We start from the raw sequence: 6,433 nt of genomic DNA, 5'->3' as shown, positions 1-6,433 counted from the left end.
AATCAAGGTATCTCCTTTCTGATTCAATTCTGAGCGTGGTTTGAGCCACGCCTGGGGACATTTTACCTTTGAAGTTAAAGGTGACATTTTCGCTTTGAAACGACACAAGTAAACAATGCGCTTGACAACACTTTTATTTTATAGATAATTAAGATATGAAGCCAGAAATCTACCGGAAATTTCAAAAAGGAGTGCCTTTTTGAATAATTTAGACAAAAAACGCCTGACTGACGAAACGAACCCGACGAAGACTTTGGATGTATCTTTAAGGTCGGGTGAAGAACAGGCTTACGCCTTATTCGCGGTGGCTAACGAATATTACGCTATTGACCTTGATGCCATCTTTGAAATTCTTCATGATTTTACAATTGTCCCTGCTACCCATCTTCCGGATATTTATGCCGGTATTGTAAGATTGAGAAATGAAACCATTCCAGTGGTACACCTGCGCCGTTTATTAAATCTTCCAGCAGAAGAAATCAATTATCCAGTATGCCTTATTCTCCAATCCTCGGGGCAGAAAATTGGTTACCTGATAGATTCAGATATTGAGATAATCAAATCTTCGGAATGCCAGTTTTTCCCTTTGCCCGATTCTTTCACATCCCAGGAGCAAAAATTCCTGGAAGGGATAATCTCCTACAAAGACCGATTGTTTGGTATTATAAAATTAGATATGGCACTCAAAACCCTCACCGAACGGAGGTAGGATAATGAGAATAAATAAATTTTCAATGGCTTTATTGTGTTTTCTTTTCCAGTGCCTGGTTTTTTACCCGGTAGCCCGTAAATTGACGATGCTTAAGGAAAGTTATCTAATCTTTTTAGTCTTTGCCCTGGCGATTCTTGGCTACCAATTGTTAACGGGGTGTAAACTCTCCCCTCGTGGGCTTTTCCAGCTATTTTCACTAGTTACATTGCTGATTTTTCTCATCTCGGGTGTATTTTTTACCCCTTCTTTAGCATTATTCATTCAGTTTCTGACTTGGGGTATCAGCACCGGGATGCTCAGCGGGCTCTTCCCTTATTACTGTAAAAAAATCCTCTCATTGGGAGTAAAAGAAAACCAGTATCCCTTTTTCATAGAATCCCTGATTTCAATCTTTGCCGTCAATGCCTACACCATTGGTCTTCTGTTCTCCAATCCTTCCTTCCCGTTCTGGTACATTTTCATAGGTGCATTTGTTATCTCTTTAATCCTAAGTTTTGTCCTCATCAATTCAGTCAATGCAGTAATCCAACAGTCACTTCAGGATATAACCGAGGACCGCCCGGCACTTGGTTACATAAACGCACTGGTTTCTCTAAAAAATTTCTACGAAGTATGTCAAACATTCTTTGCCCGCACCCGAAGTTCAATAGGGGAAATAGAAAACCTGAGCAAAGAAATCCGCAATTCTGCCGAGGATCTCTCTTCGGCATCTGAAGAGATGAATGCTTCACTACAAGAGGTTTCTTCAACCATTCAGCACATCGCCAAGGGTGCTCAGGACCAGTCCGATGCCATCACCGCGATTGCCCGTTCCATTGAGGAACTGGACAATCTCACAACTTCAATCTCCTCCCAGGTAAAAATGGCGAATGTTTCAGCACGCCGTACTACAGAATCGGCAAAAAAAGGGATGGAATTTACCACCCAGCAAGCCCGCGTTCTCAAAGAAATCTTTGACCAGACCAGGGATATTGAAGAAAAAATGGCGAAACTCCGCGACCAAGCGACGGAGATCAAAAAGGTTGTAGATATCATCCAAGGTATAACTGAGCAGACAGATCTTTTAGCACTGAATGCGGCAATTGAAGCCGCCCGGGTGGGAGAACAGGGCAAAGGCTTCGCGGTGGTGGCAGACGAAATACGGAACCTTGCCAACGAAACCCAACGTTCATCAACGGTGGTTGAGAATTTGATTCTGGAAATAAATAAAACAATTCAGGAACTCAATAATCTCTTAAACCAGGAACGTGAAAAAATCGATGAAGCCAATGTCTCGGCTAGCCAAACTGAAGAAGAATTCACCGGAATCGTCAAGGCGGTCAACCTCGTAACTGACATGGTGGGCAGGATAAATGACGCTGCCGCGAATCAACTAACCCATACCAAAGAGCTCGTTAAAAAGGTGGAGCAGGTTGCCCAAGTAGCTGCTGATACTGCAGCTGCCACCGAAGAAGTCTCAGCCGCTGTTGAAGAACAGACTGCCTCCATGGAACAGTTCACTTCCACCGCCCAACTCCTTTCCCAGGTCGTAGCCAAACTCAATGAAATCGTCAGCGGTTTGAAAAAATGAATTACTATCTGGGCTACCAGATTGGCGCAATTAAATTTGCCACCGAGATTCATGAAATTAAAGAAATAATCCGCCCCAAAACGATAATCGCGGATGGCAAATTCCCCAAAAATATCGCCGGTTTTTGTATTTTGCGGAATAAAAAAATATTTATATTTGACCTGCCCACATTTTTGGCGATAAAGATCGCCCGTCCTTATGAAGTCATCGTGACTGAAGTAGACGGATTAACCATAGGTTTTTGGGCAGAAAAGATCTATGGAATATTGACTGCGACTCAATTGCTCCCCTATCCGGAAATCGTGGGGATAAGGGATTATCTCCTTGGAATCATTAAAAGAGATGGTGAGCTGTTCCAAGTACTTTCTTTTGCGCGCATCCTTTCGGGAACCCGGCTTCGGACCATTCGGAAATATTTATGAAAGTTGGCTTTGTTCAATTCTCTCCGGTATTCGGTGCCAAAGAAAAAAATTTCGATAAGGTTAGTGGACTGGTAAAAAATGTAAATGCCGACCTTTTGGTTCTTCCTGAATTATTCAACACCGGTTATCTGTTTCTCAATAAGACCGAACTCCAAACCTTAGCAGAAAAAGTAGACGAAGGCCCGACTTATGAATTTGCCCGGGCACTCTGTCAGAAAAAAAATTGGGCATTGATCTATGGTTTTGCCGAAAAGGACGGAAACGCCCTTTATAATTCAGCAGTGCTCATGGGACCGGATGGACTCATTGGACATTACCGAAAAACCCATTTATTTTTTGAAGAGTCTTTCATCTTTGACCCGGGCAATCTGCCCTATCAAGTCTTTGAATATCAGGGGGTGAAATTTGGGCTCTTAATCTGCTTTGATTATATCTACCCTGAGGCGATGCGCACAGTGGCTTTAAAAGGTGCCCAGGTTGTTGCTCTTCCTGCCAATCTGGTTTTGCCTTATTGTCCGGATGCCCTGGTGACTCGCTCACTCGAAAACCGCATCTACACCATCCTTGCGGATCGTACGGGCACAGAAGAACGGGAAACAAAAAGATTGTCATTCATTGGCAAGAGCGAGATCGTGGCTCCGGATGGCACAATCTTGCTCCGGGTTAACGATGAGGAATGTGTTCAAGTGATTGATATTGATCCGAATCTTGCACTGGACAAAAGAGTAACCCCTTATAATGACATCTTTAAACAACGCCGCACTGACCTCTATTTTCGGTTTTAATCCATATTGTCAAAGTTAAAGATTTGAATATAATAAAATATGAGTGGTATCGTCGGCCTGATCTCCCGTAAGGATTGCAAGGAAAATCTTTTTTATGCAACCGATTACCATTCCCATTTAGGAACCGAATACGGTGGTATCGCGATGTTTGACGGTAAAAAAATAACCAAAAAGATCCACAGTATCGCCAAAGCCCAATTCAAATCGCGCTTTTATGAGGATATTGACTTCATAAATATGAAGGGATATGCGGGTATCGGTGTAATAAGTGACCGTGATACCCAGCCGCTAATCATCCGGTTGAAATTCGGTGAATACGCCATCTGCGGTACCGGTTACATAGAAAATCAAAACGAATTAGCGCTTCGGTTAATCGGCGAAGGAACAACCTTTTCGGAAATGTATGACGGGAAAGTCAATCAGTGCGAACTCGTTGCCGAACTGATAAATAAAGGCAGAGACCTGATCGATGGTATTGAGTATATGTTCACCCAGATACAGGGTTCGATCTCCTTACTCCTTTTAGGCAAAGAAGGCATTTATGCGGTGCGGGATAAGTATGGTCGAACACCCCTCGTCCTTGCGACCCGCGGTGATGACAAAATCGTAGTCTCGGAAACCTGTGCATTTAAAAATTTGGGTTTTAAGACAGAAAAATTTTTAGGACCCGGCGAAATTCTGTTACTAACCCCATCCCGAATTGAGCAGATAAAGAAACCCAATTCAGACCTGAGACTTTGTACTTTTTTATTTGTTTATACTGGTTTTCCCGCTTCCGAATACGAAGGAAAAAATGTTGAGGAATTCCGAGAAGAATCCGGAAGATTCATCGCCCGCCGGGATAATGTGAAAGTCGATATGGTTGCCGGGATTGCTGATTCCGGCACCGCCTATGCGCACGGCTATTCTTATGAATCAGGTGTGCCAGTACGAATTCCCCTGCTCAAATATACACCAGGTTGGGCTCGGAGTTATGTCCCACCTTACCAGGAGGTTCGCAACCTCATTGCCCTGATGAAGCAGATTACCGCTGAGTCATTGATCAAAGATAAAAGAATTGCAATCACCGAAGATTCTATTGTCCGGGGTACCCAGTTGAAAAATTTCTTGCTCGTGAAACTCTGGAACGCAGGGGCAAAGGAAATCCATGTAAGACCTGCCTGTCCGGCATTGATGTTCCCCTGTAAATTCCTCTTTTCCACCCGAACCCTCGACGAACTTTTCGCCCGCCGGATACTCAATGAGATGCTGGGAAGCCAGCCCAAAGACATCGCACCCTATCTTGATCCGGAATCCCGAAAGTACAAGAAGATGTTAAAATTTATGGAGAAAGACCTGAATATAACCTCACTCCGTTATCAGCGTCTGGAAGACATGATTGCTGCTACCGGACTCCCCAAGGATAAACTCTGTCTTTACTGCTGGACCGGGAGAGAAAAAATCTGAAATGAGAATTATTGACCTTCGCAGCGATACTGTGACATTGCCTACGCCCAGGATGCGGGAGGCAATATTCCATGCCGAGTTGGGGGATGATGTATTTGAAGAAGACCCGACAGTGAATCTCTTAGAAAAACGTGCTGCTGAATTAATAGGCAAGGAAGCGGCCTTGCTCGTTACCAGCGGCACCCAGGCTAATTTGGTCTCTATTCTAACCCATTGTCATCGGGGTGATGAAGTAATTCTCGGTGACTTATCCCATACTTTTTTAAACGAATTGGGGGGGATCTCTGCACTTGGTGGAATCCATCCCCGGACCGTACCCAATCGCGATGATGGCACAATGGATTTAGAAAAGATTGAATCCGCCATAAGGGCAGATAATATCCACTATCCAAAAACCCGTCTTATCTGTCTTGAAAACACGCACAATCGTTGTTATGGAGCGCCCTTAACTGTTGAATATACAAATGCGGTATGTACCATCGCCCACCGCTATCAACTTAAAGTCCATCTTGATGGAGCAAGGATATTCAACGCCGCTGTGGCTTTGGGCGTGGATGTAAAAGAACTCACAAAAAATGTCGACTCGGTCAGCTTCTGCCTATCCAAAGGACTTTCCGCCCCGGTAGGCTCGCTCATCTGCGGAAAAAAGGAATTTATTAAAGAAGCAAGGCGTTATCGGAAAATGTTGGGTGGAGGTATGCGCCAAGCAGGTATTATTGCCGCCGCGGGCATTGTGGCATTAGAAGATATGATCGACCGATTAAAAGAAGACCATCAAAATGCCCGACTGCTTGCCGAAGGCATAAGCCAGATTCCTGGTTTGAAAATTGATCTGGAAAAAGTGAAAACCAATATTATATATTTTGACCTCATTACCGACCGCATTTCCTCCGAAGAGTTATTGCAAAAAATGGCTGAAAAAGGGGTGAAATTTTTAAGCACCGGCCCGAAACGTTTCCGGATGGTGACACATTACGGTATCACAGAAGATGATATAAAGACGACGGTAGAGATCTTAAAACAGCTATTTGTCTCTTAATTTAAAAAACCGAATATCGTGCTCCAATCCTTTAGGAACTGCTATCCCTACAATCGTACAGCGATTGAATTTAGGGGATTGCAAAACCCTCAATATTTCTACTGGACAGCGTTCTCTGCCTTCACGATCCAGACCTAATGCCTTCATCCCCTTCTCTGGAACAGGGAGGAATTCGTAGGGGAGGTAAACGATAGAGTATTCCGGAGGCCTTTCATCAATCACAAATATTGCCAATCCCGGGCATCTGGGAATACATAATAGACAACCCGTGCACTTTTCGTAATCCACTTCCGGCAACTCAATAAGGCTTCCCTTGATGGTGATTGCACCCTCTGGACAGGCTTCCACACAAGGATCACAGGGAATTCGTTCCGGACACTCAATTACAACATAGGGTCTTTTCTGACGCCGTTCCAGAGAAGGATGCTTATCCATGGTGCGACAATTATAAATGAATTT

Annotated in this window: 7 protein-coding genes; 6 read left to right on the top strand and 1 reads right to left on the bottom strand. The window is 44.0% G+C overall.

The genetic code is table 11. The annotated features are described in order from the left end of the window. Positions 1-199 precede the first annotated feature (199 nt). Genes ABIL39_05110 through ltaE form a run of 6 tightly spaced genes read left to right on the top strand, consistent with a single transcriptional unit; the run spans position 200 to position 5,974 of the window. On the top strand, positions 200-709 hold the full coding sequence (locus ABIL39_05110) for a chemotaxis protein CheW (protein ID MEO0165498.1): 510 nt from the start codon (positions 200-202) through the stop codon (positions 707-709). Between the two features lie 4 nt (positions 710-713). After that, positions 714-2,282 carry a methyl-accepting chemotaxis protein gene (locus tag ABIL39_05105; GenBank protein ID MEO0165497.1) on the top strand — a complete coding sequence of 523 codons (1,569 nt, stop codon included), beginning with the start codon at positions 714-716 and terminating at the stop codon, positions 2,280-2,282. Further along, positions 2,279-2,704 carry a chemotaxis protein CheW gene (locus ABIL39_05100; GenBank protein ID MEO0165496.1) on the top strand — a complete coding sequence of 142 codons (426 nt, stop codon included), beginning with the start codon at positions 2,279-2,281 and terminating at the stop codon, positions 2,702-2,704. Before ABIL39_05105 ends, ABIL39_05100 begins: the two co-directional genes overlap by 4 nt. Then, a complete protein-coding gene (locus tag ABIL39_05095) occupies positions 2,701-3,489 on the top strand; it encodes a nitrilase-related carbon-nitrogen hydrolase (GenBank protein ID MEO0165495.1) in 789 nt (262 codons plus the stop codon). Before ABIL39_05100 ends, ABIL39_05095 begins: the two co-directional genes overlap by 4 nt. Positions 3,490-3,528: 39 nt before the next feature. After that, a complete protein-coding gene (locus tag ABIL39_05090; protein ID MEO0165494.1) occupies positions 3,529-4,935 on the top strand; it encodes an amidophosphoribosyltransferase in 1,407 nt (468 codons plus the stop codon). A 1-nt stretch (position 4,936) separates the two neighbouring features. Then, complete coding sequence (ltaE, locus tag ABIL39_05085) at positions 4,937-5,974, top strand: low-specificity L-threonine aldolase (protein ID MEO0165493.1); 1,038 nt, start codon at positions 4,937-4,939, stop codon at positions 5,972-5,974. On the opposite strand, the gene ABIL39_05080 is transcribed toward ltaE, so the two are convergent. Beyond that, entirely contained in the window at positions 5,960-6,409 is a 450-nt protein-coding gene (locus tag ABIL39_05080) for a 4Fe-4S dicluster domain-containing protein (GenBank protein MEO0165492.1), read from the bottom strand. The genes ltaE and ABIL39_05080 overlap by 15 nt on opposite strands. Between the last annotated feature and the right edge of the window lie 24 nt (positions 6,410-6,433).

It is taken from the genome of candidate division WOR-3 bacterium, assembly GCA_039802205.1.
Taxonomy (GTDB): Bacteria; Hydrothermota; Tepidihabitantia; order SM23-42; family JAOAFX01; genus JAOAFX01.
Note: the sequence above shows the minus strand (reverse complement) of the source record. Positions and strands in the feature narration are given on the sequence as shown.